The organism is Sulfurovum sp. TSL6 (assembly GCF_019972115.1).
Lineage (GTDB): Bacteria > Campylobacterota > Campylobacteria > Campylobacterales > Sulfurovaceae > Sulfurovum.
Window position 1 is genome coordinate 172615 of the sequence record NZ_BPFJ01000001.1, and the last position, 24783, is coordinate 197397.

Consider the following 24783-nt stretch of genomic DNA (forward strand, 5'->3'; position numbering starts at 1 on the left):
TATACGTATGATCTATGCACTTGTTGACAAAGAGACACTGAAGCAAAAAGGTGTCTCATTAAAAATACTTCTTCAACATATTTCCACTTTCCCCAATATACCTATACTCCAATACCGGAATAAACTGGCTTCACTGGAAGAAAAAAAAGAAGATTTAGAGATCATCCGGGCACATTATGATGGAAAACTCATCATCAATGACAATGTTGAACTTATTGCCTATGCGGACGGCCTGCATCTCGGCCAAGAAGACCTTCGTGAATACAGTCATGACCTGAAAGAAGCAGTGAAACTGGTACGTGAAAAGATAGGAACCAAGCTTCTTGGGCTCTCAACACATGATAAAGAAGAGATACTTGAGGCAAATATCTTAGACCTTGACTATATAGGTTTAGGGGCTTACAGAGCCACTGACACAAAAAGTGAAGCCAATGTCGGAGGTGAAACACTCCTTGATGCTGCCAAATACTCTAAACACCCGGTGGGTATTATAGGTGGTGTTCGTATGGATGATAGCTTTGAAGCGCCTATTGTGTATAAAGTGATAGGCAGTGGACTCTACAACGGGTTAAAGTAAGCTCTGAGGATTTTTTCAAATAGATACTTTTGAATTCTCTTAAAGAAAAGAAGAGAGCCTCCTAATCTAGTTAGTGATATAATGCAGCAAAAAAATAAGTGAGAAGTACAGTATGGCAGATAAAGATGAGAATTATGCATTTCCATGGGGATTTCATATAGGAGATTTACACAAAGGTGATGACAGTATCCCTTTATATACGGTCACTGATGATGGTGGATTTTGCCTCTTGTATGATAATGCCTCTGAAGCAAAGGCTGACAAGTTACTGGAGAGTCTTTGTTTGGAATTGCTCTCTACCATGCCCCATGAGAGTTTAAAAGTTGATCTTTTTGATTTTGGTAGAAAGAAATTCTATAATCTTTCGCCTTTACAGTATATTCAGCTCTATAAAACGGCTTTCAATCCTAAGATGATGTCAGCACTTTTTGAGGAGCTTGAAGAGACGATTATCTCCCGTCATAAAGAGTTGCTGTGTTGCAACAGGCCTACGATAAATGAACATAATCAAAAATCCAAACTTAAAAAGATGTATCATCTGGTACTGATGAATTTAGAAAACTTTCCCACAGAAGAATTTGATTTAAGAAGAATCAAAAATTTTGTAGAATCAGCTGCCCAGGCGGGTGTCTATGTTATTGCATTTGGCAATCAGGAAATAGAAAAAAGTGAAAATCAAACAACACAAACCATTTTAGAGCATTTTAAGAAGATAAGAGTAACCGAAGGTGAGTTTGCCATTACAAAAGAGATTTTTGAATTTGTTGAACTTTTAGAAGATCACACTTTTAAGTCACTGGATCTTGACAAAGGTTCTTTAATGCAGAAAACACTGACCAATGCGGATATTGAAAGTCTCATCAACCCTGAAAATATAAAACTGGAAGAGAATACAAAAGTCAAATAATACGTATCTCCGTGTCGGTGAATCCATGGTGATACAAAGAAATGCGATTGATAAATGCGCTTTAAAACAGGAGTAGAGTAACGATGGGTAATGAAGACCTTTTAACTATTGAAGATGACAATAAGCGAAAACTATTTTATCGTTTTACCCCTGCAGCTTTAGTTTCGAATTTTGTGCCCTTGATCGTTATCTTAGATGAGAAAGCAACACACTTCGAACACAAAATGTGGAATGTACTCACACCCCTGGATTATTTTAAAGATGAGAATAAAGCGTACTGTTGGTTAGGTGAACAAGGAGACTTTTTTGTCAAAGATCTTCTACAGAAACTGATAGAGCAGATCGCCGAAGAGTATGAATGTGAAGATCATATCTATCTTTACGGAAGCGGTATGGGTGGTTATGGGGCTATTTTGCACGGTATTTTATGTAGGGCCAATGCAGTCTATGCAGATACACCCTGTATAAGATTACAAAAAACAAGTGATGGCGATACATCTATTAAGGAAAATGATCTGACGCATTTTTTAAATGCAACCGATACTTTTCCTGTTTTTTACCTGTGTGAGAATGAAAATGTGGATGAAGTTCCTCAGAAAAATGAAACGGCATATTTTGCAGAGGCCTGTAAACAACATGATATCAAAGTGCATCTGGACTTTTGTCCAAAGTCAGAAGATGAAATCCAGGTTATCAAAGAGGTTTTAGGTTTCTTTGAACGAATGGCTTCTGAAGGATAAAGAGGACTCTTAATGAATAATGATGTAGACTTCTACAAAAAAGGATATGTATGGATATGAGTATGCACATGGAACCGATCAATCTCGTCAAGTCATTGAGAGGTACGTACAAAAAAGAAGATAGAGAAATGGTCCTGGAAGTTGTTAATGCATATAAGGAAAAGTATAACTGTAGCTATAAACACGCATATGACATGATGGTTGATGGAAATCCATCATACTCAACATATACCGCATGGAGACGTAAATCAAAACTATAAATAAGAATTCACCTTCTGGCACAACCCCTATAAACAGGTCTTAACTATCTCATCACCCAGTTTATTAGCCGCTTGGTGCATCTCCCACCAGTAAGCAAGCTCACGTGCCTCGTGTGACTCTTTGTTATTTACTATCTTATCGAAAGTATCACTGTCTAAGTTTTCAATCTCCGCTGACAACTGTGCCACGCAGTCAACAAGAAAGTCATAATCATACGAGTTTGCACACTCCTGTATCTCTTCTGGAATTCCTTTACCTTGTGATACCAGTAGATACACATATAGCTGACAGTTCCTACGTAGTCGTAGCTCTTTGTTAGAGGGATTCATGATCTGCTATCCTTTTTAAAAGTTCATAATGATCTATTTGTTGTTACTTTACCCTAGTAATGTTAAATTTGCTTGAAGATATTTTAAAACAGGTATTTTTTAATTAAAGATTGAGTTAACGTTTAATATATCCCTCTCAATTTTGGATTAGATACTCTCAGTAGATTCCAGGAAATAAGCGATAGCGTACACGCCTTGCATAATCTCGATACCCCGGCAGCTCCTCATGAAGGGTTTTGTCTTCCAGTGCGGTTCTCATCACTGCTATAAACAACGCCGCTACTGCAGGGATAAGGGTCCACATGGAGTTTAAGGCCAACACCATGCCCGGAAGCGCCAGAAGGTTCCCGGCATAGCCTGGGTGCCGTACGATCCGGTAAGGGCCACTATCGCAGACCGAATGTCCCCGATCCGTTTGAATACGCACCGTACTGGAGAAAAAGCGGTTCTCTACTAAAGCCCATGCGGCAAATGCATACCCAAGTGCGATAATAACGAGACCGAGAATGTTAAGCCATGTCGAAAACAGAGGTGTCCACCCATAGCGGTGATCAAGTCCTGCGACAATAACAAGGGGGAATGTGAGACTTATAGCCATCAGTGGGGAAAGCACTTTATCCCATGGTTTCGCATTCAGTGTCTTTTCCGAGGTAGCCCGTTCTACCAGAATTCCCGGATGCCGCTTTTCTGCCAAGATTCGTCCGCCTATACCGGCTAGAAATATCAGTACTAAAAAGACCCAGGCCTGCCACCAGCTAACATCTCCTCCGCAGACCAGGAGGATCAGTGGGATGAACAGATACGTAAAGATCAAAGCAAACCACAAGCGAGGGCTTGGAGCTTGATTTATGTTTGGATCAACGGTTTTCGATGTCATTTTTTTACTCCGAAACAAGCCGAAATTTCAATGAGTGGCTTATCATAAACATGTGCTGCCCATCGATTGTATATATCAATATTAAGAGTATATCAAAAGTGTCTTGATATAAAAAAATATATCTTCGATTGAAAACCTCATAAAGTTATATAATTTTATAAGGTTTTCAAACTATATGTGATCTTCAGCCTATTTCTTATACACATTGATATAATTATTTGATTAGAACACACAAATTAAACTTTTTAGCAAAAATAAAAAAATAGAGAAACAGGAGTAAGAATGCCATTTTTTGATCCACTAGAAAGACAGCTACGCTCAGTGATACAATGGGATACTGACAATGAAGATGCATTGTTTTACAGATGGAGCAGTAACGGAGATGAGATAAAGAATGCATCGAAACTTATCATAGGCCCTACACAAGGTTGTATTCTTGTCTATGAAGGGAAGATCAGAGCAGTGTTTGACAAAGAAGGGCTCTTCAATATCAAAACAGACAACATACCTTTCATTACAACCCTAAAAAAGGTAATGCAGTTCTTCGAGAGTGAGCATAAAGCGGAATTTTACTTCTATAAAAAAACGATCATCACTGATCAGAAATGGGGAACTGTAGCACCCATTAAATACATGGATCCTGTTTATGACTTCCCCGTAGAGCTTATTGCTTTTGGTAATTACAGTATGCAGATAAAAGATCCTAAAAGTTTCTTTGTCTCTATAGTAGGAGAGCGTGAATACTTCAGTATAGAGGAACTCAGAAAGATCATTAATGCCAGAATTGTTCACCCAATGAGTGATACATTTGCAGAATCAAAAGTATCATATAACCACATAGATGAACAGAGAGAAGAACTGGGTGATGCATTGACAGAAAAACTGGATCAGGTTTTCGATGTTTTAGGTTTTCATCTCTCCGACTTCAGGATTGAAGGAACTGAATTCGATGCAAACACTAGAGATAGAATCGGAAAGATAGCAGATACACAAGCAACTCATTTTGCAGCAAAATCAGTGGGCGTAAGTTATCAGGATATGAGAAAACTGGATGCGCTTGAAGCGGCTTCAAATAATGAAGGCGGGGCCGCAGGTGTATTTCTCGGAGCTGGCGCAGGCGAGGCATTGTCATCAGAACTCAGAAAACCTTTTCAGGAATCTGAAGCAAAACAGTCAGTAACCCAAAGACTCCAGCAGTTAAAAGAGCTTTTTACTAATGAGCTTATTACAGAAGAGGAGTTTACACAGAAGAAACAGTCTATTTTGGATGAAGTATAGATGAAATGTAAGTTTTGTTCAGCCCCATTACCTAAAAAAGGTCCTATCTGTGATTATTGCGGTCAAAGAAACCCTCTGAACCTAAGAGTACTTTCAAAAGTTGATATTGAAGAGATGAGTGAAGACCACAACTGTCCAGTGTGTGACATTGCCTTTGATAATATCAATATAGGGAAAAGAGAGAGGATAGTTGTCAAAAGATGTAATGACTGTGATGGGGTATTCATAACCGAGGATATTTTAGAACACCTTATCAAAAGAGAGGCAAGTCTAAGAGTTGAAGTAGATTACAGGGTGCTTCGTTTTGTCCAGGATAATCCCAGACAGAAACAGGAATCGGTCATTAGCTATAGAAGATGCCCAGTCTGTGAAAACATGATGCAACGAATCAACTATAGATCTGTAAGCGGCGTGATAGTTGACAGATGCCTTAGGCATGGAGTTTGGCTTGATGGAGGAGAACTTAAGCAGCTCTTTGAATGGAAAAAAGCTGGAGGATCCGCAAAAAAAAGTGAAGTTTCAAGAAATAATCAGTCATCCAATAAGGGATATATGTATGAAGAGTCAAGACTATCTTCATACTTTGACCCAATAGGTGATTTTTTCACCTGGATACAAGGTGGTTGAAGTTCTAAAGCTCTATATTATAATGATAATTATTTGAAAAGTCAAAACCTTATAAAATGTGCTATATGAAGGTTTTATAATGAAAACTGTTCAAATAACTACACTCACTCTATAGTGTTGATAAATCAATAATGTATTTCAAGCTATGGTATGATTCAGAAAGATAATACGTTGACATTGAGGTATAGTGACGATGAACTTTGAACAATTAGATACTTATTTACGATCAAAACAGGGTGTGACCTTTGATTATCCTTTTGATGAGAAGGTTCGTGTGTATCGCATCGGTGAAAAAATGTTTGCTTTGACCTCAGAAGATAGACCTGTATCGGTCAACCTCAAATGTGACCCGATCTATGCTTTGGAACTGCGCTCGCTCTATAAGGGTATCATAGGAGGGTACCATATGAATAAAAAGCATTGGAACACAGTGACGGTAGAAGATTCCGATGTGGATGAAGAAACAGTGAAAGAACTGATAGACCACTCCTATGATCTGGTGTATGAGAAATTGACCAAGAAACAAAAAGCTTTACTGGGGTAAAGATGAACAAGATCAGCATACAATACTTCCAAACACCTGTCGGAGAAATGATCTTAGGGGCCTATGACAATAAACTCTGCATAGCTGACTGGCGATACAGAAAGGGCAGAGAAAGTATAGATAGAAGAGTGCAAAAGGGCCTTCATGCCGTTTTTGTCGAAGAAGAGAATGAGGTGTTGAATTTGGCAAAAGAAGAACTGGAAGCGTACTTTAAAGGCTTACGTAAAACATTTGATATGCCTCTGCTTTTGGTTGGCACAGCATTTCAAAAGTCTGTTTGGCAGGGATTGCTTCAAATTCCTTTTGGTACCACTGTTTCTTATAAGGATCTGACTCAAAAAATTGATAACAAAACAGCCGTAAGGGCTGTAGCCTCAGCTGTAGGTGCCAATGCTATGTCTATTTTCATCCCTTGTCATCGTGTTATCGGATCTGATGGCTCTTTGAGAGGTTATGCAGGTGGTTTGGAAGCGAAGAAAAAGCTATTGGCGCTTGAACAAAATATCTTTACGATATAATTATTTTATATTTTAAAGTAGGTGAAAATGGAAAAGAAAAACTTTTTTGAGTTAGTCTATGAGAATGCAGAGCATAATGATCTCTCATCTATCCCATGGGCGACACTTGCGCCTAATGTCTATTTGGAAAAACACTTAAGTCAGCAAGGCCCAGTTACAGGTAAAAAAGCATTGGTTATCGGATGCGGTTTAGGCGATGATGCACTGATCTTGGAAAAGTATGGCTATGAGGTAGACGCTTTAGATATCTCTCCTTCCGCGATAGCCCTGGCCAAGAAGAGACACCCTGATAGCAGGGTCGACTTTTATGTAGGAGATATCTATGATATGCCTGAATCCTCTGTGGGTCAATATGATTTTGTCTATGAAGGGTTGACTATTCAGTCTTTACCCCCTGCAGACAGAGAAAAACTGGTGGGTATCATCGCTTCTCTTGTGGCTAAAGAGGGAGAGCTGTTAGTCTATGCGCATACACAGGATGATACAGATAATTATGGTGGACCACCATGGCCATTGTACGCAGATGAATTTACACTTTTTGAGAAAGAAGGGCTGGAACAAGTCTATGTCGATAAAGAAAAAGAGAGTAAACCCGTAGCACCCTATAGATGTTGTGCGCTTTATAGAAAATAGGATAGCTCATGTCAATCCAAAAGATTATCCTCATTATCTTAATTGCAGTTTTGAGTTTGACGACGGACAGTGCAACAAAACTCTATAGTATGGTAATGCAGTATGAACGTTACACGGCAGGGTTAGAGAAAAAATGTATCACTTTGGATTTTGGAAAGATAGTTTACCTTGAAAACAGTGTCAAAAGTGATGAAACACTGGTGTTTGTTCACGGATTTGGTGGGAATAAGGATACGTGGAACAGACTCATCGAAGCATTGGATGACAAATATCATGTTATTGTACTTGATCTGCCAGGACATGGAGAGAGTGTCTCGGAAAAGACATTGAGTTATACGATTTCGGACCAGGCAAAAAGATTACACGCCTTTGTTGAAGCCAAAAAACTGACAGGCATTTATCTCTTTGGCCACTCTATGGGAGGAGCTATTGCTTTACGCTATACAGGAAGTCATGAAGAGACGCTAAAAGCGCTCATTCTTATAGATGCAATGGGCTTGGATAAAACCAAAAGTGACGGCGTCAAACTCGTAGAAAGATCCGATAAAAATCCACTCTATGATGTCTGTACCGAAGCGAGACTGGAAACACTTTTACGCTACTCTTTGAACAAGCCTCCCTATATTCCAGATATCATTAAAGAGGCACTTCTTCAAGAAAAGTGTGAAAGACGTGAGTTGGAAAAAATACTTTATGAGGATATGTATAAAGATGTCTGTTGTTTAAATGATCTTGCAAAAAAGATCCATATTCCTACACTTATACTATGGGGAGAGAAAGACAGGATGACACACATAGACAATGCATCTTTATTTCATGATACCATTAAGAACAGTCAATTAGTAATATTTAAAGAGATAGGACATGTACCGATACTTGAAAACCCTGAACAAACAGCTGATGCAGTTGAGAGCTTCATTCGAGAAATGAAGAAATAGTCAAGGTTAAAAGGTGGGATAATTTTATCAAAAAGATAACGTATGAAATACATCTCCCTCCTAAGAGGTAACTCTCTACATATGTTTCTTAGTCTTAGAAGTAGCTATAGCAGTAAGTGGATCGTCAGGCCAGTAGTGCTTTTTGTATTTGCCTCTTAACTCTTTTTTTACTTCTTCGTAAGTGTTGTTCCAAAAGTTCTCTAAGTCTTGTGTGACTTGCATGGGGCGTGAGGCTGGGGAAAGCAGGTGGATCATCAGTTTTACTTTTCCATCCAGTATAGTAGGTGTATTTTTTGTTCCAAACATCTCTTGGAGTCGTACCGCTAAGACGGGTTGTTCTATATTAGTATAATCTATGGCAATGTTTGAGCCACTGGCTACTTTTAACTTAGTAGGTGCCAGGGTGTCTAAAAGTTGCGTCTGTTCAAAACTCATTTGTCCTAAAAGGATGTTGTAAAAGTCTAAATTTTGACATGCTCTGAGTGTAGTGATACCTGAGAGGTAAGGGCTTAGCCACTTATCCATATTTTCTAAAAGATGGTCGTCTGAAAAGTCTGGAAATTCCATTTGGTGTGCATTGAAAAAGTTTACTCTTTGTCTAAGTAAGAGGGCCTCTTTACTCCAGTTTAGAGCATTTAATCCCAACTCTTCCAATGCTTCAAGAAGTACATCCAGTACTTCTTCATTTTCTGTGTTCATTAGTTGTGTTTCTCGTAATTGTATAGCACCTAAACGTTGAACTCTACGAACTTCAACTCTTTGCTGCTCTTCGTTCCAATCGACCTCGTCATTTTGTTGTATATGTTCTTGAAGGTGTTCTTCTATTTGTGTTTGTGTGAGTTCTATGGCTTTGTAGATGATAGCATCTTTACTGCGGGCATCCAAATCAGATATCACTAAAAAACGTGCATGAAAAAGTTCATCACTTTTATGTAAGGATGCACCTTTTGCATTAGAGAGTAGGTAGCTGTGGTTTTTTTCATAACGTTGTTTTGCTATGCGATCAGGGTAGGCAAAGGCCATGAGTATGCCAAGCATCTCTAGATTTATGGTTTCTTTTGGTACTTTTTCTATGCGTTTGGCATTGGCAAGTAGGTACTGGCATTGTTTGAGGTTGATAAACTGTGTATCTACAGCTACTTTCCTGGCAACATCATGCAGTACAGAAACACGTTCACGCATATCTGATGAACCAAAAGCATTACGGTAGATGTCTTTTTCTGAAACCAAAACTGCTAACAGGGAAGCCTCATACGCAAGGCCCAGTGTTTGAGCCTTGAGCATCATGTGTGCCAGTCTTGGATGGAGTCCATAACGACTCATAGCTATACCATGCGTTGTAATGTCTCCTTTTTCATCCAGTGCACCTAGCTGTTGCAGAAGCTTTTTGGCATGGTTTATAGCAGAGCTGGGAGGTCTGTCCATCCATGAAAGCGTATCTATCTCATCATTTCCCCAACGTGCCAGCTCTAAAACCATTTGGCTAAGGTCAGCTAAGAGTATCTCAGGGACATCGTGTTTTAAAAGTATCTTGGACTTGTGCCAAAGATGGTAGGCTTTTCCTTCAGACAAACGCCCTGCGCGCCCCGCTCTTTGGGTGGCAGAATCTTGAGAGATAAAGTTACTTTCAAGTTTGTTCATCCCCGAAAACGGGTTGAAGATAGAGACATTTTGAAGCCCAGAATCCACCACTACGGTAATGCCTTCTATGGTCAAAGAGGTTTGAGCAATGTTGGTACTAAGTACCACTTTTCTAAAGCCTTTAGGTGGTGCATTTATGGCTCTGTCTTGTGCTTCTTTGCTAAGGTTACCATAGAGTGTTGAGACAAAAACATCTTTGGGTTTAGTTGTGTTTAGAAGCTTTTCCACAGCTTTTATCTCTCTTACACCTGCTAAAAAAACAAGTATATTCCCTTCTTCTTTTTGTAATATACTGTGTAGAAGCGTATGTACGAAAGAGGGTAGTTCTTTTTTGTTTGGTTGAGGTGTATGGGTCGGTAGATAGATGCTCTCCACAGGGAAAGAACGTCCCTCACTTTGTACAATGGGGGCGTGATCCAGTAGCTTTGAAATAGTAGAAGTATTCAGTGTCGCAGACATGATGAGTATCTTCAGATCTTCTCGTAGTATGGACTGAGACTCAAGTGCTAAAGCAAGAGACAAGTCCGCATGTAAAGAACGTTCATGAAACTCATCGAAGATGATGAGAGCCACATCTTCCAAGCTGGGATCATGTTGTAGTTTACGGGTTAATATACCCTCAGTAATGATGAGTATCTGTGTCTCTTGACTCTGTACAGATTCCATCTTTATCTGATAACCGATGCGTTTACCTACTTTTTCACCTAGAAGTTCAGCCATATGGGCAGCAGAAGATCGCACAGCCAAACGACGAGGCTCCAACATAATGATCTTCTTACCCTCTAACCAAGGTGCATCTAACAGTGCTAAAGGAAGTGCCGTTGTTTTCCCTGCACCTGGTGGTGCTTGGAGTACTAAACGGTTGTTGTTTAGAAGTTTCTCTTTAACTTCAGGTATGACTTGGGTAATGGGTAGGGTTTGCATGGTCGTATTATAAGAATTTTATATTAATAGACTTCTTGTATAATTCAAAAAATTTAATCTAGGTGATGGTATGACTATATACGGTATAAAAACCTGTTCAACAGTAGGTAAAGCAAGAAAATTTATGAAAGATAACGATATAGCGTTTGATTTTGTAGATTATAAGGTAGAGTCTGTAGATGAAACAAAGATACGTGAGTGGCTAAAACAGATAGATATGTCTGTACTTTTTAACACACGTGGTACAAAATACAGAGACTTAAAACTCAAAGAACTTGACCTTGATGATGAGGGTAAAATAGCATGGATGGCAAAAGAAAACTATTTGCTTAAGCGTCCGGTAATAGAGTATGGTGATGGTAAAGTCCATGTGGCTTATGATGAAGAAGTCTACAAGAAGACATTTTTATAAAATAAAATGAAGCAAAATACAGCACTAGACATACTAAAATCAGGTAAAAATGTATTTATCACCGGTTCAGCGGGGACAGGGAAGACCTATCTTCTTAATCTCTATACACAGTACTTAAAAGAACGCAGGGTTTACCCCACCATTGTTGCACCTACCGGTATAGCAGCTTCGCATTTGGGTGGGCAGACGATACATTCATTTTTTGCTTTGGGTATACGTGACAGTATAGATGAGGGGTATGTAGATTTTTTGTTGGAAAAAAAGTACCTCAAAACACGTTTTTCTAAACTCAAACTTCTTATCATTGATGAAGTTTCTATGATCTCACCAGAGATATTTTCTTCTATGGATCTGATACTGCGTGGTTTCAAGGGTACAGATGCTCCTTTTGGTGGGGTACAAGTAGTGATCTCTGGAGACTTTTTTCAGTTACCCCCTGTCTCAAAAGTACCTAAAGAGAAGCGTTTTGCATGGCAGTCTCCTGCATGGAAAGCACTAGACTTACATACCTGTTACTTGGAAGAAAAGTTTAGACAAGATGATGACAGACTCATTGGCATACTCGATGACATACGTTCTGGTGAAATATCAGCCTCATCGGAAGAACTACTGGCAGGCAGACATGAAAAAGAACTGAGCACTGCTACACCTACCAAACTCTACACCCATAATGTAGATGTAGACCGCATCAATAAAGATGAACTAGATAAGCTGGAGGGTGAGCCTAAACTGTTTGTTTATGAGTCAAAAGGGAGTGAAAAGAATATAGAGAAGATCTTTAAATCTTCTTTGGTTTTAGAAGAGTTGGCGCTTAAAAAGGGTGCGGTTGTCATCTTCATAAAAAACAATGCAGAAGAAGGCTATGTCAATGGTACCACCGGAACAGTGCAAAGTTTCAGCCCCATAGATAACATGCCCATTGTACGAACCACAGAGGGGAAGAAAATTAAGTTAGAGCCGGAAGACTGGTCACTTGAGAACGATAGTGGCAAAGTTACAGCGACTGTTTCACAAGTACCTTTGCGTTTGGCATGGGCTATCACGATACATAAGTCACAAGGCATGACACTGGATGCTGCGGAGATAGACTTGAGTAAAACATTTGAGACAGGACAGGGGTATGTGGCACTTTCACGTATTAAGAACATCGAAGGTTTACGGCTGATGGGTTTAAACCCTATGGCCTTGCGTGTAGACCCTCTCATCCTGCATATAGATGAGCGCATTAAAATGGCATCGAAGAAGGCCAGTGACAGCATAGAAGCATTGACAAAAGAGAGCTTGGAAAATCTGTTTGAAAGTCATATCTCAAAGCTTGGCGGCATAGTAAGTAAAGAGAAGATAGACGAAGAGATACAAAACATTAAAGAGGGTAAACCCTCACACTCAGCCTATGTCACACCTACATATATGAAGACAAAACACCTCATAGAAAAGTCAGATACGCTTGTGAAGCTAGCTATGAACAGAGGCTTAGGAAAAAGTACCATTGTGCAGCATCTTGCACGTATAAAAGAAGAAACTCCTGAGATAGATTTAGACAAGTACAAACCTAAAGATGGGATCTTTGAACGTGTAGATAATGCAGTGTTAAAGCTAAGAACCAAGAACTTAAAAGAGAACTTTTCAGAAGATGGCAAGCTGCGTTTAAAGCCACTATTTGAAGCTCTGGATGGCGATGTGAGTTATGATGACCTACGGGTTTGTATGTTGTTCTTGGCATAAATGATGACTTTTTCCAAACAGATACAGGACTTTTATTTCAATTTACCAAAAGAGTTACCTCTACCTCATGGCGTAGAGATCATCTACCCTTTTAATAATGTAGAAACAAAAAGAGTGATGGAAACATTTTTTAACAAATACTATGCCGACAATAGACCCCGCACCTATCTTGTCGGCATAAACCCCGGCAGACTTGGTGCCGGAATTACAGGCATTGGATTTGCAGATGCGTACCATTTGGATAACTACTGTGACATACCGAACAGCTTTGACAAGCGTGTAGAGATATCGGCAGCATTTATGTTTGAAGTGATCGAAGCATATGGCGGGGTAGAAAAATTTTATAAAGATTTTTTCTTTACAACGGTCATGCCGTTGGGACTTTTGAAAAATGACAAAAATTATAACTACTATGATGACCCACAAACACAAAAAGCGCTAGAATCTTTTATAGAAGAGACTTTACTGAAGCAGATGTCATTTCCTCAGGCAAAACCAAATATCATCTGTGTAGGACAAGGGAAAAATCTCAAATACCTCAAAGCCTTTAACGACAAGCATCACTGTTTTAACAGCATAGAAGTTGTGCCTCATCCTCGTTGGGTGATGCAGTATAGACGTAAGGAGAAGCAGAAGTATATAGATACTTATTTAGAGGCTTTCGAGAGCATGATGAAAATGAGTTAATAGTGCCTAATGACCATTTAGATGAGGCTCTCAGCCCATAAACTGAGCTCAACTCTGGAAAGTTGGCTGCTTATACGGTTGACTTCCTGGCCTTTTTTAAAGGCGATGATGGTAGGAAGCGCACTCACTCCATACTCTTTGGCGACCTTCTGGTATGTATCGGCATTTATTTTGAGAAATCTCACTTTTAATCCAAAACCCAGAGCCGCATCTTCATAATCATCATACATTGCCATACAAGGGCCACAAGTGGATGAATAAAAATCAACTAGCACTGCTATGTCATTTTCACTGATATGGGTCGCACAACTCTCATCAGTTACTTCAACCGGAAAGGGGTCATCTAGATCTGCTTGACATTGTGAACAGGGAATTGGCTCATTCCTAACATCACTTTTGATGGTGTTGACACTGTTGCACTCAGGGCATACGATTTTGAGAGTTTCCATGATTGACCTTTGGATAAAATATGTAGGAAGTATACACTTTTCTTAGAAAAATCAGGGGTCAGGTAACGAAAACCTACATTTAAATGTGATTATACACCTTGATTAAACCCTGTTGCAGCTTCTTTTTGCTGTTCTTGCCTAGTATTGATGATAATAAGAAAATGATGTTATCATTCCGTAAGTTAAGGTGCTGCAAAATAGGGAGTCTTCTATATTTAGTTTTTCCTCTATTTCATGCATACCTTATAACCCTAAAGTATGATTATTTTGTTTAGATAATTTAATGATCAAAAGGAAACACTTTATGTATACCGTACAAATGGAAAAAGAATGTGAATGTTTTAAAAAAAGTGAATACTCGAATATTAATACGTTTAAAACACAGCAGGATGCATATAATTATGCAAATATCGTCGCTGAACTTATGAATGAAGAGTTTTGTGGTAAACATACGTTCTCTTCACAAAGAGCTGAAGGTAATAACTTTGTCATTAGAGTGGCAATAAATGCCACTTATGTCTCTGGCTGCAGTACTGGAGTAAGTTGTGATGTGGGTTGTGGTTCTACTGATGATTGGACTCTTGAGTCTACAGAAAACGCCAATAATGATAGCTGTGGTACTGGTTGTGGCTGCGCTTAAAAGAAAGTCAGGTACTCAACCTTCAAGCTAATGTAGTGTTATGACTAAATTGGTTTATAATCAGAGTTAAAATGTATAGGAGTAAATATGGCACTCAGTAAAGAAGAAAAAAACAGAGAAGCGATCAATTCTTTTTTAAAGAATAATGACATCGACCACAACACTGCTATGGGTTATGATAATAAGCTTGAAACAAGATATTATGTTGGCGATAGTAGAAAGTTTGCAGAAGAAACCAGAATAGGTTTTAACATTATTGGTACAAGCGATATTAATGTAATTTTTCATGAGATCAATGATATTGAGTTTGAAACAGCATTTAAGATCACAGAACAGATGTTTAGTTATGACGAAGACAATGAGACCTTAATCATTACTGGTGATACTTCTAAAAAGCATAATGATGCGTATAAAATTATTATTAGTAGTATCTATCTGGATCTCTCTTAAAAAATAAAAAGAAGATAGGCCGGATTATTCTACTATCAAAGAAAAGTTAATTCACAAACTACTTGTGCATGATCACTTTTAAGTAAAGAACCATCTTTATTTTCTTGTAGATGCTCATCTAGGACATTATAGTCAGTCACCTCGGCAATTCTATTTTCATTCTTTTTATGAAAATCATTTGAGATAAAAATGTAGTCTAATACATTTCCTTTTCCTAGAAAATAACTCGTAGCCTTTCTTTTTACTTCTTTTGCTTCTGGGTGTGGGTTATATACCTCTGGTGTGTACTCATAACTTGCATCATGTAAGACAAGATTTTCCTTGCTTTTGTCATCATAGTATTTGTGATTTGATAATGCATCAATGGTCAGTGAAAACTCTTTATCATTTAGGTCACACATCAAAACGGTGGGTTGATTTTTATATTTTTGTATATCAAAGAAAAGTGAAGATGCCTCACATAACCTTTGTTTTAAAGATTTAGAATATTTACCTTCCAACGCTTTTGATACCAGTTCCTTTTTATGCTCTAATGTATGGCTCTCATTAAATACGTATTCAAATTCATTAAGTCTATTTGATTTTAAATGACATACATACACTAAAAGTTCTTTTTTGTTAGGAAGTGTTATCGTTGCCTTTATGGGTACTCTGGAAAATTTGAAAAGGTCTTTATCGTCCTTCCCAAAATTGTACTTATCAATGCTAGGTTGATGTACTTCTACTGCTTGTATGTTTGATATTGGGTATTTTGAGGCAATGGCAACGGTAGTCGTAACATATTTATATCTGTTATTGGTACTTAATTTTGCCACATCAACAATTTTAAAATATTTAAAACCTAAGTCTTTAACAAGATGTCTTAAAGCCTTTCTTGAAAATACTTCTTGAAACCCGATGATATCACAATCCATTTTTAGAATTTGATGCTTTATCCATGTCGTTTTTTCAAGCCATTGCCGCTCATTGAATTTATCTTTTTTGGTATACCAAGAGTAAGGAGGCTCTACAAATTGAAAAAGATTAAATGTACCTAGTCTTATTTTCATATGCTGAGTATACCTAAATACTAGTGTGAGGTAACTCTGTAACAGTGACAGATAAGAGATAGCAGTTCAAGTTATAAAACTCTCTTATCTAAAATAAAATCTACTATAACATGTATAAAAGTCTGTATAGTTTGATTGGCATCAACACGGAAGGTTGCCAGCTCTTTATAGGTATTTATACGCTCGGCAAATAACGCCTTAGCCCTAGATTCATCTTGAAGTAAAGGTCGTTTATCGCGTTCCTTTACTGATAAGCGGTTTAGTATAACATCAAAGTCAGCATCTATATAAACAATAAGTGACTTCTCTGGTATAGAACTATGTATAGGCAGTCCACCACCTGTAGCAATCACCTGACCCTTCTGTTGTGTGAGTTCATCAATACATTTTTGTTCAAGACCACGAAAATACGCTTCACCTTTGTTTTCAAAAATCTCAGAAACACTACTCTTTTGCTCCGCTTCAATCATACCATCGACATCTACAAATTTTTTATGTAGTTGCCTTGCAAGAATTTTACCTACAGCAGTTTTACCACTTCCCATAAAGCCTATTAAAACTATGTTATCGTAGACCAATTTGTACCTCTTTTACTATTTTTATAAGTGTGACTATACTGTAATACTCTTTAGCTATAAAGTAAATAGAATTATAGATGTGAAAATAAACTGATATATACACGCCTATCAAGATGATGGGAGCGAGAAGATTAATTCATTATTTCACTATGTGATGACCCCTTAACCCTCCACAGGCTTCGTAATCAAGTATCCACCTACAAGTACAGGGATAATGCCTAATACTTGACGAAGTTCTGGAACTTCATGGAGGTAGAAGTAGGCAAAAGCAAGTGTCATCATAGGGACCAGTCCCAGCATGGCAGAAAGTTTGGTGATGGTTGTACGGTGTAAAGCTTCTATCCACATGATCTTTGAAACGACATAGATCAAAATGCCGATAAACAGTAAAGAAGGCAGAGCCGATACAAAGGCATCGTAACGTACAGCAGGTTCAAATGCCCATGCCATGAGGGCTATAAAAGGTAGACCCACTAAGGTTCTAAAACCTAAAATGGTCTCTGAAGAACAAAATTCACGCGCTCTCTTTTGATAGAGATTGGCAAAAGGTGCAATGGCAGCTGCAATAAGGATAAGTAGATCCCCTTTGTTTAATGTAAGTTCATCAGGAATGAGGATTATGAGCGCTCCCATACCCATAATAAAAGCACCCCAGACATGCAGGGTATGCATTTTCTCATTCCCAAAGACATTGAAGTACAGGTAGGAAAAAAGCAGCTGCAGGAAGATGATCACTGCCATGTTACCTGCTGTCGTGTAGCGCATCCCTATGAAAACAAGAGCAAAGAGCGAAGTGATCCAAAAGCTTGTAAGCAATAGATCTTTGTAAGCTTCTTTGTTCTTAAGCTCTTTAAATCTATCTCGTTTATACATGATAATGATAAAAAAGGCTAAAGCTATGAGAAGAGAGTACATATAGGTATGCAGTGCCCCGATGTAAGACATGGCGACGATAGAGAATATGGGAAACCAAGACTCAAGTATGGCAAGACCGACCATGAGTATTTCACCTTCTCTTTCTTTTGTCATTTTTAGCCTTTGCTTTTTAGTGTATTGTATCTAAAGTCTATTATACGTAATAAAATCATATGTTTTATGGATACCAGGAACCTGAAGAATTTTATGATACATTAGATTTGATAGCAGAGTAAAAAGGTCTTAAAGGCGTCAAACTTACACCTATCTTTCCAAATATTTCGGAAATATAAGTGCCTTTACCAAGTGACTGTACATTTTAGTTATAATTTTTCAGATAAGAATAAAGGATATATCATGATGGATGAATCATTAAATGTTTTGGGTGAACCCCTGGAGCCTTGCAGTTTGAAACCTCTAACCGGCTTTCATAGAGATGGACATTGTAATACAGGCGATCATAATCCTGCGGTACATGCTGTGTGTATCTATGCGACAGAGGAATTTTTGGAATACTCTAAAAAAGTAGGAAATGATCTTTCTACACCTATACCAGAGTACAATTTTGCAGGGGTAAAACCCGGACAAAGCTGGTGTCTTGGCGGTCATAGTTTTGTCAAAGCACATTTGGATGGCAAGGCACCGCATATCTTTATTCATGCGACACATAAAAAAATGCTTGAATTGATCGATCTGGAAACTTTGAAACAATATGCTATAGATCTATAGTCTCCTGTCACATACTCATTTTATGATAATAGATTTGGGAAAAAATATACATATCTCGTACGCTTTGTCTCTCAATGAGAAGAATGACTTTCTGTTTAAAACAAGAGAAGTAAGCGTACGATCTTTAAAGTGACATTTACATAGTTCGCACACAGAGTAGGAAGACTAAATAATAGCCTCTTAGAGGAAGTGTTGCCAGAAATGAATTCGTAGCCCTCTGCGTGCAAAACGTGATAAGTACGTTGGTCTATGCGTGTCACCTGGATTTCCAGATTTTCACTTAGTCGTCGCATTTCTGCGATGCCTCCGTAACTCTTACCAAGTTTGAGACATGAAGACCCATTACTTATCTCCTAAACTCTAGGAGTATTGCCACTGACTAATAGTAACAAAATTGTGTGTACTGTATGTGTAGTTTGGTAGAATTCTTTTTTTGTGCTCTCTATCACACAAATAAGCGAAGATATTTAATCTATAAACAACGCTTGTTCACCTTCTTTTGGCATCCGGCAACTCTCCATCTTTCCAAAGATATTATAACGGTATGTAGCTATAAAGTCATAGATGTAGTCTCTTAGTACTCTTGGAATGAGATAAAACAGATTTGTAACTATCCATATGCCCCCTAATGACCTGAGTATTTTAAGGATGGCAGTAGATTTGTAGTAGAGTGTGCCATCTTCATAGAAAACGATACTGTCTATATTTGGCTTCAAAGTCAATGTCTTTACAAATTCACCTTGCAGGGAGGTATAGTGAAATCGCTTTTGAGTATCTATGCGTATCAGTGTATCTACGGATTTGTTACAGAAACCACAGACACCATCAAAGATGATGACTCTTTGTTTATCTTCAATTTTAAACCAACGTGCATCAAAAGTAAAGAGGTGTATCATAATGACCCCAAGCGTTAAGTCTGGGAAATCAACGATGATCAAGATACCCAGATGCATTGCCATGATCATAAACCATGCTATGATCCGTGTCTTTGAAAAAATGACTAAAAGAGCAAAACCTATCTCAAGAACGAGTGCTGACCAAGTGAGTATTTGTCTAAATAGTTCAGGTGTTGAAAGTAACAGATCACGTATAAAGTAATCTCTAGCTAAAGGGTTATTGAGCAGGTGAGTGATCGCAGAACCGTCTATCCAGCTAGGTGCCATCGCTTTATCAATGCCACTGATGCTGTAGGAAACTCCGATGATGATCCATGCACCCCAGTAAAGTATGGGTGGCATAGTCCATGATTCATCTTCTTTCTCAATACCCCATCCTTCACCTTTTGGGATAAGTGCAAGTGCTAAGAGCAACCAACCAACCATAGGTAGTCCGGGGTTCAGTATGAGGTTATTTTGATGAAAAAGACAAGCCCATCCATACCATAAAAGTAGGGCTGAAGTACGTCTAAAAAAGCCTATGATGATAAAGAAAGAGAGCAGTGCCACAATAGAGACAAAGATAGTCACAGACGTTGTACCATCAAAGAGATAGAGAATGTTTGGAAATGCTCCATAGGTAAGGTTGAAGCTGACATCAGATATCAACCCTGAATTGCTCCATATTTCTGCGGAAACAGGTATGAGGTATAGAAAATGAATCAGCAGGTACAGTCCAAAAATGATTCTAAACATAGCAAACTGATAGGCAGGATAGTAAAGGGTTGAAGAGTTACCTGTCATCTTTTTCTCCTATGGGTAAAACGTAGTTTTTGTTTTCATTTTTTGTTTTACTGTGAAGTTCCAAAGAGGCATTTTTAATATCACCCAAATGAAAGGCTCTGGAGAGTACTCCCGGAGTTATAAACGCATAGTTCAACACTGAACCTACAAGTTCTTTAGGGAGTATTGGCCCATAAGAGATGGCTGCTCCCAGTACATTTCTATAGTTATATGGTTTGTCTAGCTGTGCATAGAGTTCTGGGGTTATTTTGATACGTTCTTCTTTGTGGTCTTTTTCATAAACCAAAGTAAAATCCAATGCAAAAGTTTCCAAAAAACCTTTTTGCTGGGTAAAGACGATGGGCAGTGGTGAAGCGACTGTAATGAGTCCCAAGTTCTTGATGCTTTTGTTACCCGTGATATGTCCCAAAGCCTGCAGTAACCCTATACCTACAAGTAGGATAGAAAGTATCTTTAGTTTCATTTTTTACCTTTTTTGTAAGCGTTATTTACATTTTTAAATCCCAGGATCTTGATAAACTCTCTCTCTCTTTCGTATCACAAAATCCACAGGCATCTTCTACTCTTTCTTTAGGATTCTCATAGGTACCAAATAACATATCCCACAAAGGCAGGTCTGAAAAATTATTGTAGTGTACCCCTTCTTTATGGTGTATCTTATGCATTTCAGGACGCTGAAAAATGTATCCCACCCAGTGAGGTGTTCTAATGTTCATATGGTAGACGTATTCTCCTATGGAGCTGTATAGTATCGTCCATGCCACTGCTTCCACATTAAGCCCTAGAAGCAAATAAGAGATGCTCCCCATCAGTAAAGAGTTCGGCATGATCTCAAGGGGGTGTTTATAAAAAGATGTGATCGTCTCCAACCTCGATGCACTGTGGTGAAGCTGATGAAACAGTACCCACAGCACATAAGAGTCATGACGCACCCTGTGCCACCAGTAAAACACAAAAGTAATGACCAGATACGCCATAAATCCCAAGACAAAATCAGGATAGCCGTCTATGACATAGGCTTGATGTGTCTTGAACCACACATCCCAAGTAACCATCCCCAAAATGACGATCCCAAACTGCATAAGATTGATCACAACCACTCTGGACCACCAACCTTTCACTAAAGGCAAGACTCTATCAGGAAAGATACGTTCTAAAATAATTAAGCTAAGACCTATTGCTATGATAACTGTAAGCATTTGCATTTTGTCATCCTTTATTGTGCTTCACTAAGCTCTTTTGCCAATCTTTTAGCCCCTTTAAAATCAGCCTTTCCGGTTCCAAGTTTAGGCAATTCATCCACTTTGAAGTACTCTGATGGCACAAAAAGAGGGTTCATTTCAATGTTTTTGATCTTCTCTTTTAACTCGTCTAATTCTATCTCTCCCTCAAGTAAAAGCACAAGCTTCTCGCCTTTTTTAGCATCAGGCAGGGCAGCAATGGCTATTTGGTCGTTTTCTCTCAGTACCTTGGCTATTTCACCCTCGACAAGCCCCAGACTTACCATCTCTCCGGCTACTTTGGCAAAACGGCTGTAGCGGTCGACGATGGTGAGGAAACCATCTTCATCTAAACGACCTTTGTCTCCTGTGACATACCAGCGTATACCGTCTATCTCTTTGATGACGGAGTCTGTTTTTTCAGGGTCACCGATATAGCCTTTCATGATCTGTGTTCCACCGATGAGTATCATGCCTTCTTCACCCGTTTTGAGTGTTTCAAAACTCTCAGGATCTACGATACGAAATGTGGAACCAGGCAGTGGCAGACCAACAGTACCTATTTTTTGACCGACCTGTGGTTTCCATGAGTCCAGCATGAGTACATCAGGCATATTGACTGAAGCTACCGGTGTGGTCTCTGTCGCACCATACCCTTCATAGATGTCAAGTCCAAACTTCTTTTTAAACTCATCACGTATCTCATTAGGCAGTTTCTCTGCACCGGCAACTACCATACGTATATTTTTGAACATGAGTGGTGTAAGTTTCCGGTTTCTCGTGTAGAGTCTAAGGAATGTGGCCGTTGCCAACAGGATGGTCGCTTCATATTTTGCTGCCATTTTCCCTATGCCAAAACCATCCGTAGGGTCAGGATGTGATGCGACCGGTATACCTTCAATCAGTGGTAACAGTGTAGTGACCGTCAAACCAAAAGAGTGGAAGATAGGCAGTGTTCCAAGCATCACATCGCTATCTGTAGGATTCAGCAGGGTCGCTGTCTGCTTGATGTTCCCCATGATGTTTCTGTGGCTTAACGCTATACCTTTTGGTGTACCTTCAGACCCTGATGAAAAGAGAATAGCTGCTGTATCATCAAGCTCTGCATTTTTTATAAACAGTGGACTGAGTAGCCATGCCGGTAAAGTTTTAACCACTATCCACATAAGAAGACTTTGTGTTTTGTTTATATGCTCTTTGATATCTTCAAGATAGATGACTTCTATATTTTTAAGTACTTCTGTCATATCAAAGCCTTTGGCTTTAAGTTTGGTGATAAACTGTTTTGAAGCTACTATTTTTGTAATATCGGCGATTTTAAGTGCATGAAGCAGACTCTCTTGACCTGCCGAGTAATTGAGGTTTACGATTGTTTTGCCCAGTGAAAGCAGTGCCATATTTCCCATGGAACCACCTGCAGAAGTTGGTAGAAGTACACCTATATTTTGTGAGCCTTTTAGTTTTGATCTTAGTGAAGATGCCATCATAAGCGTAGCTGTAATGAATCTCTCTCCACTTAACTCTATACCTGTAGAATCTGCCATACAGAGTTTTGAACCGACATTTTTAGCTGAGCGTATCCATGCTTTTTGCAATACCGGTAAAGACTCTGCATAGTGCTTCCAGCTTTGTACAGAGAGATCAAATACGGATTTTTTTACTTCTGAAGCAGTAGAGTGAATATCTATAGCCTCTGCAAAACTCACAGAGATGTCTTTACTCTTGTTACGTTTCATCTTGTTTGATGCGTAAGAGAAGTTGTCTTCCCAAAGTCCCCTAAGATAAAAAGGTATGATCACTGCATCTTCTACCTCTTTGGTTGCCATTTCAAACCCTCTTTGAAATGTACTTAAGTGTCCGTTACGCGAGAGGTGGCCTTCCGGAAAAAGTGCTACTGTTTCACCACGGTTTAGTGCTTCCGTTACTTTAACAAGAGCACTCTTACTTCCTCTGCTGGAGATAGGTATCACCCCAAAAAATTTCAAAAAAGGTTTGAGGTACCACTTTTCATAGTAAGATCTTTCCATGACAAAACGTATCTGTTTTGGGTATGCCATCTGTAAGACAGCCCAGTCTAAAAATGATATGTGGTTACCTAAAAGAAGTATGCCTTTATCTACTTTTATATGGTTAAGACCATCAACATGTAAAGTGTACTTAAATCCTATGATCATACGGACCATATAGCGTATGAGTGACTGTGGCAGTTTGATAAAAGTGTATACCATACCTATGAAAGCGATAGTAGATATGATGTAAAACAGTCCTATGGCAGAGAACTGAAAGTATCCAAAAATAGCAGTCAAAATGAGAAACAGGAACATACTCACATTTTGCATAAAGTTATTACCTGCGAGGACCTTACCCAGTATTTTGTGAGGTGATGAGAACTGGATCATGGCATTGAGAGGAACGATAAAAAGTCCTGAAAAGAAACCAAAAGACAAAAGTGCTGTACCTAACGCCCATAAAGAAGTAAGAGATGGAATCATATAGAGTGCAAGGGCTACACCCAGACTACCAAGAGGTATGATGCCTGTTTCTATGTAATTTTTACTCACTCGTCCTGCAAAGATAGAACCTAGTATCATACCTATACCGGCTAGTGCCAATAAACTTTGTGCAGTGACCGTATTGGTGATGCCTAGTGTGCTTTTCAGATATTCTCCAAATATGGCTAAAACCACTTGTGATACTCCCCAAAGTATAGAAAGACCGATAATACTTAACCAGATCGTTCTATGTTGTTTGATGAGAGAAAGGTTCTGTTTCAAATAAGAGAGGTTCTTATACTCTTTGGGCTCAAATGTCATACTTTCATCTATATCAACAGCTTTGAACTTACGTACCAGTCGTCTAGCCAAAAGATACTCTACTGTACTTGCACCTATAAGTAAGTACCCTACAGGTGCAATGTATCTGAGTATCTCCGAAGGTATAATGCTGGCATCCTGAAGTAAACGTTCAAAGAAAATAGAATAGATGACTGCTCCGGCAAGGATAGAAGAGATTGTAACAGCTTGTACTACTGCATTTGCCTCAGACAGATGTTCATTGCCTGTCATCTCTTTGATAAGTCCATATTTTGCCGGGGAATAGATGGCACTTTGTGCTGCTAAAATAAAAGTTAAAATAAAGGCTATCCAAAACCAACCCATATAATAAGAGAGAAGTATCAGTGTAGTAATACCGATCGCTGCCATTGATGCATACTCTATCACTTTTGTTTTCGGATATTTGTCAGCTATAAATCCTGCCGGGGAGAAGAGAAAGATAAAAGGCAGAAGGATCAAAGCATTGACTATGGCAGTGAGTATGATGAGTTCCGGACCTTCATACGCTTTAAAAATGGTGTTTTGCAAGATGATCTTGTGTCCCAAGTCTGTCATTGCATTGAGTAGTACGATCAGAATATAGGGTGTAAATCCGGCTATTTTAAAAAGTGATAGCATTTGT

General features: G+C 38.7%; 27 protein-coding genes. 16 read left to right on the top strand and 11 right to left on the bottom strand.

Translation table 11 applies throughout. The features are described 5' to 3' along the window. The first annotated feature begins 7 nt into the window (after nt 1–7). From LDM93_RS00790 to LDM93_RS00805, 4 genes are all read left to right on the top strand, one after another. Complete coding sequence (locus LDM93_RS00790) at nt 8–577, top strand: thiamine phosphate synthase (RefSeq protein ID WP_223889989.1); 570 nt, start codon at nt 8–10, stop codon at nt 575–577. A gap of 112 nt (nt 578–689) precedes the next feature. Then, nucleotides 690–1484: a hypothetical protein gene (locus LDM93_RS00795; RefSeq protein WP_223889990.1), complete on the top strand. Its 795-nt coding sequence runs from the start codon at nt 690–692 to the stop codon at nt 1482–1484. An 83-nt stretch (nt 1485–1567) separates the two neighbouring features. After that, on the top strand, nt 1568–2224 hold the full coding sequence (locus tag LDM93_RS00800; RefSeq protein WP_223889991.1) for a hypothetical protein: 657 nt from the start codon (nt 1568–1570) through the stop codon (nt 2222–2224). 50 nt (nt 2225–2274) lie between these two features. After that, nucleotides 2275–2484, top strand: coding sequence for a hypothetical protein (locus tag LDM93_RS00805; RefSeq protein ID WP_223889992.1), 210 nt, complete (start codon nt 2275–2277; stop codon nt 2482–2484). A 27-nt stretch (nt 2485–2511) separates the two neighbouring features. Here the strand turns inward: LDM93_RS00805 and LDM93_RS00810 are convergent, their stop codons facing one another. After that, nucleotides 2512–2814 carry a hypothetical protein gene (locus tag LDM93_RS00810; RefSeq protein ID WP_223889993.1) on the bottom strand — a complete coding sequence of 101 codons (303 nt, stop codon included), beginning with the start codon at nt 2812–2814 and terminating at the stop codon, nt 2512–2514. Nucleotides 2815–2971: 157 nt separating this feature from the next. Continuing rightward, nucleotides 2972–3691: an isoprenylcysteine carboxylmethyltransferase family protein gene (locus tag LDM93_RS00815; RefSeq protein WP_223889994.1), complete on the bottom strand. Its 720-nt coding sequence runs from the start codon at nt 3689–3691 to the stop codon at nt 2972–2974. Between the two features lie 282 nt (nt 3692–3973). Between LDM93_RS00815 and LDM93_RS00820 the strand changes: the two genes are divergently transcribed. The 6 genes from LDM93_RS00820 (at nt 3974) to LDM93_RS00845 (ending at nt 8229) form a co-directional block, all read left to right on the top strand. Next, nucleotides 3974–4969 carry an SPFH domain-containing protein gene (locus LDM93_RS00820; RefSeq protein ID WP_223889995.1) on the top strand — a complete coding sequence of 332 codons (996 nt, stop codon included), beginning with the start codon at nt 3974–3976 and terminating at the stop codon, nt 4967–4969. Continuing rightward, nucleotides 4970–5596: a zf-TFIIB domain-containing protein gene (locus tag LDM93_RS00825; RefSeq protein WP_223889996.1), complete on the top strand. Its 627-nt coding sequence runs from the start codon at nt 4970–4972 to the stop codon at nt 5594–5596. A 193-nt stretch (nt 5597–5789) separates the two neighbouring features. Further along, nucleotides 5790–6140, top strand: a complete 351-nt coding sequence (locus LDM93_RS00830; protein ID WP_223889998.1) for an MmcQ/YjbR family DNA-binding protein — start codon at nt 5790–5792, stop codon at nt 6138–6140. A gap of 2 nt (nt 6141–6142) precedes the next feature. Then, nucleotides 6143–6658, top strand: a complete 516-nt coding sequence (locus LDM93_RS00835; RefSeq protein ID WP_223890000.1) for a methylated-DNA--[protein]-cysteine S-methyltransferase — start codon at nt 6143–6145, stop codon at nt 6656–6658. A 27-nt stretch (nt 6659–6685) separates the two neighbouring features. Then, nucleotides 6686–7291, top strand: coding sequence for a bifunctional 2-polyprenyl-6-hydroxyphenol methylase/3-demethylubiquinol 3-O-methyltransferase UbiG (locus LDM93_RS00840; protein WP_223890001.1), 606 nt, complete (start codon nt 6686–6688; stop codon nt 7289–7291). Between the two features lie 8 nt (nt 7292–7299). Then, complete coding sequence (locus tag LDM93_RS00845) at nt 7300–8229, top strand: alpha/beta fold hydrolase (protein ID WP_223890003.1); 930 nt, start codon at nt 7300–7302, stop codon at nt 8227–8229. A 75-nt stretch (nt 8230–8304) separates the two neighbouring features. Here the strand turns inward: LDM93_RS00845 and hrpB are convergent, their stop codons facing one another. Continuing rightward, nucleotides 8305–10794 carry an ATP-dependent helicase HrpB gene (gene hrpB, locus LDM93_RS00850; protein ID WP_223890005.1) on the bottom strand — a complete coding sequence of 830 codons (2490 nt, stop codon included), beginning with the start codon at nt 10792–10794 and terminating at the stop codon, nt 8305–8307. 70 nt (nt 10795–10864) lie between these two features. On the opposite strand from hrpB, the gene LDM93_RS00855 reads away from it, so the two are divergent. From LDM93_RS00855 to LDM93_RS00865, 3 genes are read left to right on the top strand one after another with little or no spacing between them, the layout of a single operon-like run. Next, nucleotides 10865–11206: an arsenate reductase family protein gene (locus LDM93_RS00855; RefSeq protein ID WP_223890006.1), complete on the top strand. Its 342-nt coding sequence runs from the start codon at nt 10865–10867 to the stop codon at nt 11204–11206. A 6-nt stretch (nt 11207–11212) separates the two neighbouring features. Beyond that, nucleotides 11213–12931, top strand: a complete 1719-nt coding sequence (locus LDM93_RS00860; protein ID WP_223890007.1) for an AAA family ATPase — start codon at nt 11213–11215, stop codon at nt 12929–12931. 3 nt (nt 12932–12934) lie between these two features. Continuing rightward, a complete protein-coding gene (locus tag LDM93_RS00865) occupies nt 12935–13618 on the top strand; it encodes a uracil-DNA glycosylase family protein (RefSeq protein WP_223890008.1) in 684 nt (227 codons plus the stop codon). Between the two features lie 17 nt (nt 13619–13635). On the opposite strand, the gene LDM93_RS00870 is transcribed toward LDM93_RS00865, so the two are convergent. Beyond that, nucleotides 13636–14067, bottom strand: coding sequence for a co-chaperone YbbN (locus LDM93_RS00870; protein WP_223890009.1), 432 nt, complete (start codon nt 14065–14067; stop codon nt 13636–13638). A gap of 304 nt (nt 14068–14371) precedes the next feature. Between LDM93_RS00870 and LDM93_RS00875 the strand changes: the two genes are divergently transcribed. Both LDM93_RS00875 and LDM93_RS00880 read left to right on the top strand, forming a co-directional pair. After that, nucleotides 14372–14707 (top strand): hypothetical protein, encoded by a 336-nt coding sequence (locus tag LDM93_RS00875; RefSeq protein WP_223890010.1) that lies wholly within the window; start codon nt 14372–14374, stop codon nt 14705–14707. Nucleotides 14708–14794: 87 nt separating this feature from the next. Beyond that, a complete protein-coding gene (locus LDM93_RS00880; RefSeq protein ID WP_223890011.1) occupies nt 14795–15157 on the top strand; it encodes a hypothetical protein in 363 nt (120 codons plus the stop codon). A gap of 35 nt (nt 15158–15192) precedes the next feature. Here LDM93_RS00880 and LDM93_RS00885 read toward each other — a convergent pair whose 3' ends face one another. From LDM93_RS00885 to LDM93_RS00895, 3 genes are all read right to left on the bottom strand, one after another. Then, entirely contained in the window at nt 15193–16206 is a 1014-nt protein-coding gene (locus tag LDM93_RS00885; protein ID WP_223890013.1) for an endonuclease/exonuclease/phosphatase family protein, read from the bottom strand. A gap of 71 nt (nt 16207–16277) precedes the next feature. Then, complete coding sequence (locus LDM93_RS00890; RefSeq protein ID WP_223890015.1) at nt 16278–16751, bottom strand: shikimate kinase; 474 nt, start codon at nt 16749–16751, stop codon at nt 16278–16280. A gap of 195 nt (nt 16752–16946) precedes the next feature. Then, nucleotides 16947–17813, bottom strand: coding sequence for a DMT family transporter (locus tag LDM93_RS00895; protein ID WP_223890017.1), 867 nt, complete (start codon nt 17811–17813; stop codon nt 16947–16949). Between the two features lie 243 nt (nt 17814–18056). Here LDM93_RS00895 and LDM93_RS00900 point away from each other — a divergent pair, with 243 nt between their 5' ends. Continuing rightward, nucleotides 18057–18428, top strand: coding sequence for a DUF2237 family protein (locus LDM93_RS00900; RefSeq protein WP_223890019.1), 372 nt, complete (start codon nt 18057–18059; stop codon nt 18426–18428). A gap of 467 nt (nt 18429–18895) precedes the next feature. On the opposite strand, the gene LDM93_RS00905 is transcribed toward LDM93_RS00900, so the two are convergent. From LDM93_RS00905 to LDM93_RS00920, 4 genes are read right to left on the bottom strand one after another with little or no spacing between them, the layout of a single operon-like run. Further along, a complete protein-coding gene (locus LDM93_RS00905; protein ID WP_223890021.1) occupies nt 18896–20107 on the bottom strand; it encodes a DCC1-like thiol-disulfide oxidoreductase family protein in 1212 nt (403 codons plus the stop codon). Next, nucleotides 20097–20570, bottom strand: coding sequence for a hypothetical protein (locus LDM93_RS00910; protein WP_223890023.1), 474 nt, complete (start codon nt 20568–20570; stop codon nt 20097–20099). The genes LDM93_RS00905 and LDM93_RS00910 overlap by 11 nt, the downstream gene beginning before the upstream one ends. A 25-nt stretch (nt 20571–20595) precedes the next feature. Then, nucleotides 20596–21312, bottom strand: coding sequence for a sterol desaturase family protein (locus tag LDM93_RS00915; protein ID WP_223890025.1), 717 nt, complete (start codon nt 21310–21312; stop codon nt 20596–20598). 11 nt (nt 21313–21323) lie between these two features. Beyond that, the gene (locus LDM93_RS00920; RefSeq protein WP_223890027.1) at nt 21324–24779 is read right to left on the bottom strand and encodes an acyl-[ACP]--phospholipid O-acyltransferase; all 3456 of its coding nucleotides are present in this window, start codon (nt 24777–24779) and stop codon (nt 21324–21326) included. Nucleotides 24780–24783: the final 4 nt, after the last annotated feature.

Coding starts and splice junctions, on each gene's coding strand:
- LDM93_RS00835 (WP_223890000.1), top strand. CDS start 6,143: ATGAACAAGATCAGCATACAATACTTCCAAACACCTGTCGGAGAAATG.
- LDM93_RS00820 (WP_223889995.1), top strand. CDS start 3,974: ATGCCATTTTTTGATCCACTAGAAAGACAGCTACGCTCAGTGATACAA.
- LDM93_RS00875 (WP_223890010.1), top strand. CDS start 14,372: ATGTATACCGTACAAATGGAAAAAGAATGTGAATGTTTTAAAAAAAGT.
- LDM93_RS00845 (WP_223890003.1), top strand. CDS start 7,300: ATGTCAATCCAAAAGATTATCCTCATTATCTTAATTGCAGTTTTGAGT.
- LDM93_RS00890 (WP_223890015.1), bottom strand. CDS start 16,751: ATGGGAAGTGGTAAAACTGCTGTAGGTAAAATTCTTGCAAGGCAACTA.
- LDM93_RS00790 (WP_223889989.1), top strand. CDS start 8: ATGATCTATGCACTTGTTGACAAAGAGACACTGAAGCAAAAAGGTGTC.
- LDM93_RS00910 (WP_223890023.1), bottom strand. CDS start 20,570: ATGAAACTAAAGATACTTTCTATCCTACTTGTAGGTATAGGGTTACTG.
- LDM93_RS00800 (WP_223889991.1), top strand. CDS start 1,568: ATGGGTAATGAAGACCTTTTAACTATTGAAGATGACAATAAGCGAAAA.
- LDM93_RS00900 (WP_223890019.1), top strand. CDS start 18,057: ATGATGGATGAATCATTAAATGTTTTGGGTGAACCCCTGGAGCCTTGC.
- LDM93_RS00865 (WP_223890008.1), top strand. CDS start 12,935: ATGACTTTTTCCAAACAGATACAGGACTTTTATTTCAATTTACCAAAA.
- LDM93_RS00860 (WP_223890007.1), top strand. CDS start 11,213: ATGAAGCAAAATACAGCACTAGACATACTAAAATCAGGTAAAAATGTA.
- LDM93_RS00870 (WP_223890009.1), bottom strand. CDS start 14,067: ATGGAAACTCTCAAAATCGTATGCCCTGAGTGCAACAGTGTCAACACC.
- LDM93_RS00825 (WP_223889996.1), top strand. CDS start 4,970: ATGAAATGTAAGTTTTGTTCAGCCCCATTACCTAAAAAAGGTCCTATC.
- LDM93_RS00895 (WP_223890017.1), bottom strand. CDS start 17,813: ATGACAAAAGAAAGAGAAGGTGAAATACTCATGGTCGGTCTTGCCATA.
- LDM93_RS00920 (WP_223890027.1), bottom strand. CDS start 24,779: ATGCTATCACTTTTTAAAATAGCCGGATTTACACCCTATATTCTGATC.
- LDM93_RS00830 (WP_223889998.1), top strand. CDS start 5,790: ATGAACTTTGAACAATTAGATACTTATTTACGATCAAAACAGGGTGTG.
- LDM93_RS00810 (WP_223889993.1), bottom strand. CDS start 2,814: ATGAATCCCTCTAACAAAGAGCTACGACTACGTAGGAACTGTCAGCTA.
- LDM93_RS00905 (WP_223890021.1), bottom strand. CDS start 20,107: ATGACAGGTAACTCTTCAACCCTTTACTATCCTGCCTATCAGTTTGCT.
- LDM93_RS00915 (WP_223890025.1), bottom strand. CDS start 21,312: ATGCAAATGCTTACAGTTATCATAGCAATAGGTCTTAGCTTAATTATT.
- LDM93_RS00840 (WP_223890001.1), top strand. CDS start 6,686: ATGGAAAAGAAAAACTTTTTTGAGTTAGTCTATGAGAATGCAGAGCAT.
- LDM93_RS00880 (WP_223890011.1), top strand. CDS start 14,795: ATGGCACTCAGTAAAGAAGAAAAAAACAGAGAAGCGATCAATTCTTTT.
- LDM93_RS00885 (WP_223890013.1), bottom strand. CDS start 16,206: ATGAAAATAAGACTAGGTACATTTAATCTTTTTCAATTTGTAGAGCCT.
- LDM93_RS00795 (WP_223889990.1), top strand. CDS start 690: ATGGCAGATAAAGATGAGAATTATGCATTTCCATGGGGATTTCATATA.
- LDM93_RS00815 (WP_223889994.1), bottom strand. CDS start 3,691: ATGACATCGAAAACCGTTGATCCAAACATAAATCAAGCTCCAAGCCCT.
- hrpB (WP_223890005.1), bottom strand. CDS start 10,794: ATGCAAACCCTACCCATTACCCAAGTCATACCTGAAGTTAAAGAGAAA.
- LDM93_RS00805 (WP_223889992.1), top strand. CDS start 2,275: ATGGATATGAGTATGCACATGGAACCGATCAATCTCGTCAAGTCATTG.
- LDM93_RS00855 (WP_223890006.1), top strand. CDS start 10,865: ATGACTATATACGGTATAAAAACCTGTTCAACAGTAGGTAAAGCAAGA.